The 3,220-nt window shown below is 62.2% G+C and carries 3 protein-coding genes and 1 pseudogene; all 4 read right to left on the bottom strand.

The genetic code is table 11. From position 1 onward, the window contains the following. The coding region (locus ABSG20_RS33270; protein WP_423868684.1) for an efflux RND transporter periplasmic adaptor subunit at window positions 1-702 on the bottom strand (702 nt) is incomplete at its 3' end. A gap of 7 nt (window positions 703-709) precedes the next feature. After that, window positions 710-913, bottom strand: a complete 204-nt coding sequence (locus tag ABSG20_RS33265; RefSeq protein ID WP_423868683.1) for a DUF1656 domain-containing protein — start codon at window positions 911-913, stop codon at window positions 710-712. Beyond that, the gene (locus ABSG20_RS33260; protein ID WP_423868682.1) at window positions 910-2,982 is read right to left on the bottom strand and encodes an FUSC family protein; all 2,073 of its coding nucleotides are present in this window, start codon (window positions 2,980-2,982) and stop codon (window positions 910-912) included. Before ABSG20_RS33260 ends, ABSG20_RS33265 begins: the two co-directional genes overlap by 4 nt. Window positions 2,983-3,013: 31 nt before the next feature. Then, window positions 3,014-3,184: pseudogene (locus tag ABSG20_RS33255) on the bottom strand (cytochrome ubiquinol oxidase subunit I); the annotation flags it as partial. Window positions 3,185-3,220: the final 36 nt, after the last annotated feature.

Here is a 3,220-nt window from a genome sequence, read left to right as displayed (position 1 = left end):
CGTTTCCTCAAAATATGCATCGACCCAGAAGGAATCGGCGTTGACGATCGAGATCTCGTTCTTTCCGACGGTGGCGTAGTCACCCAGCTGCGCCAGGAGATTGGTCACCCAGCCGTTCACCGGGGAACGGATCTGCGTGCGCTCCAGGTTCACCTTGGCCTGATCGCGGTTTGCGACTGCCTGCTGATATTGCGCCTGGGCCACGACCGCGTTCGCGTTGAAGTCCTGTTTCTGTTCCACCGAGACTGACAGGTCATCGAGTTTGCGGCGGCGTTCTGCCTCGCGCTGTGCATTCTGGGCCGTGGCCTGAGCTTGATCGACCGCTGCATCCGCCAACTGTAGGGCGATCTTGAAGTTGGTAGGGTCGATCACAAGCAGTAAATCGCCCTTGTGGACGAATTGATTGTCTGCCACCCGTAACTCGACGATACGTCCTGCGACCTCCGGCGCCATGGTGACGACATGGGTTCGCACCGTGCTGTCACGTGTCCACGGACCCCCCATATATGCGTTCCACATCGCCCACCCGAGTACCATGGCACACCCGGTCGTCGCGAGCGTTATCAGGAGTGGAACAATTCGGATCGGCGCCCTGTGCATGTTGGGCGCCGTTGGCCGGACGGCACAGAAGGCGTGAAGATCACCATTCTTAATCTCCGGTTGGGCTTCAGCATCGGACATGTTAGTTTCAGGATCGGACATGGCGACCTCAGCGTGAAACGGCGAGGACAATTGTCGACAGCACGATGATGTACACCGTGAAAACGAACAGCGCCGGATGCCAGACGTAGGCCAGCAAGCCAAAGCGGCCCCCGGCCCTGCGCAAGACCATGGTAACGCACCATGCCGCCAGCATCATCACGGAGATCGGCGCAACGTAGACGCCGAGCAGATTGACCTCGACGAACTTCAAATTGATGCTCCTGCGTCAAAATAAGAGCGATGTCGGACCAAAGCATCGCGGATCGCCAGAACTCGGCCACGCTCTTTCTGCACAAACGAAGTCTGCGGGTTGCCCTGCCCGAGTGACGCAAGCCGTTGATCGAGCGCGGTCAGCCCTGCGGTTGCAGCGACGCTATTCCCTTGCGCAAGGGCTTCGAGCGCCAAGTCGAACTCCGAGACCAGCCCCAGTTGAGGTGCGATACGGCGAAGATGGATAATCCCCGTCCCGACCGACAGCGCCGTCAAGAGCCGCGCCCGCTGCACCGGCTCGGCTTGGTCCGGCAAAGCCGTGAGGCGGCTGTAGATACGGTTTTCCCAATCGTCTGGTGGCCGCTGAACGGTAGCCGTCGCGAGGCTGTGCAGGTCGCGCAAGGTCAGCGCCAGCAGCCGCTCGCTTCGCTTTGCCGGCGACAGCGGCGGCAGCAGGCGAAACGACAGGGCCGCAGCGCCGCAGCCCAGAACGATCGCCAGCGCGGCGTTATAGAATTGCGCGGTGTCGTAGCTCGTCTGGTTGGCCGGCGCGAGCAGCGGCACGAAATTGCCGGCCAGGGCACCAAACATCGTTGCCTGCCATGATTGAGCCATCAGGGCACCCAACGGTATCAGAAAGAGTCCCATCACGATGCTGAAGCCGGCGAAGGTCTCTACATTCGGGAAGCCCGCAAATGCAACGATTGCAGCGCAAACCGCGGCAAGGCCGACACCAACCATGAAGTTCATCGCTACGGCGTAGGCCACATCGGCTTTCGGCGCGAAGATGATGACCGAAATCGCTGTGAAGGTGATGGCCAACGCGCCGTTTGGCCATGCGGTGATTATCCAGAAGACCTCAACCGCCCCAATGGTCACGAGTGCGCGCCCAGCATTGACGAGCGCCGGCAGCCAATCGGGCACGTAGAATCTTGCGCGGCGGTGGTGACCTTGGTGACGAACAGGGTCGGCGACCAGCAACGCCAGTCCGTCAAGGACATCGGACAAGCCAGCAAGCAATCGGGCGGTTTGGTCGGCAATTAGCCGTAGCGACGGCGTGCCCGCCGGCATGGCGATCAGCCGTCGCACCGCCGCTTCACACAGGTGGCCCATTCCGACCGGGTCGGTCATCCAGGATGTCGCATCGCCCTGCGGCGACGCGGACCGCAGCGCCATCGGCACGCTGTTCAGCACGGCATCGGCTTCCTGCCGAGCCGTGTCATCCGGCAAACGCGCGAGCCGCCACACCACGGCCGACCAACCGGCCAGCGCCTCAAACAGGCCATCCTTTGTCGCCTGCAGCACCCACGAATGATAGCGAAGCTTCGAGGATTCTCCGATCGCCTGGTCCATCACAGGGTCGAGCGCGATGACCTGTCGTACGAGTTCGCGTCGAACCGGCTGCATGTCCGACAACGCCGAACCGGCCAGCGTCAATGCGGAGCCGAACTTGCTCGTGATTTGGGCTGACAAGCCCGCGAGCAGCGCGGCGAGCCGCCGTGGAGCAGCACCGAAATCACTACCGGCGAGGACGATGCCTGCGCACACAATGCCGATCCAGATCTCGCTGACCCGGGTGACAGCGAGCGTGAAGGCTTCGCCATTGACGCCGCCGGTGGCGCCCAGCTCATTGCCGGCAATGATCGCGGCGGTGTAGCCGGCCAGCGCTGCCGCGTAGCTCGCGAAATTGCCCAACAGCGTGGCAACAAACGCGCAGACCGCACCCCAGAGCGCCAAGCCTATGAGAAGACCGGCGCGGTTTTGCGGGAAACACGCCGTCAACACTACGATCGCGACCGCGCCTACCAAGGTGCCGATCATGCGAAACCATCCCTTGCGAAGCGACGCGCCGAGAAGCGGTTGGCACACCAGCGCGGCGGACGTGCCGGCCCAAGAAGCGTTGTCGAGCTCCAGCCAGAACGAGACGTAGAGAGCAAGACAGACGGAGGCCCACAGTCGCAGACCGAACAGCATCGGCGGTCCGGCGGTCCGCGCAGCGTTCGCCAAAACCGCCTCCCATCGGCTAACCGCCTTCCGGTCCAGCGCGCCCTTGTCGACGGTGTCCACCATCTTCAGTCCTCCCGATAGTGCGGAGGCGTCAAAGCCAGAACTCGAACAAGAGCCGGTAGGTCGGGCGCCCTGTAGCGAGCTGAAGGGATTCCAGCACGGTGAGCCAGGCTGCCAGTCCGATCGTGAAAGACGGGAAGATGATGTGAAACGATACAGTGAACGCGAATTGCAGCCGCGAGAGTAGAAGCGCCGTGACATCCATGGTGCGTCGCGCCTTTACCGCCAGAGATTGGTTTTT

Origin of the sequence: Bradyrhizobium sp., assembly GCF_049512235.1 — a bacterium.
Classification (GTDB): domain Bacteria; phylum Pseudomonadota; class Alphaproteobacteria; order Rhizobiales; family Xanthobacteraceae; genus Bradyrhizobium.
Note: the sequence above shows the minus strand (reverse complement) of the source record. Positions and strands in the feature narration are given on the sequence as shown.

Bases quoted from the DNA above. Each gene is read 5' to 3' on its own strand.
- ABSG20_RS33260 (WP_423868682.1), bottom strand. From the start codon at position 2,982: ATGGTGGACACCGTCGACAAGGGCGCGCTGGACCGGAAGGCGGTTAGC.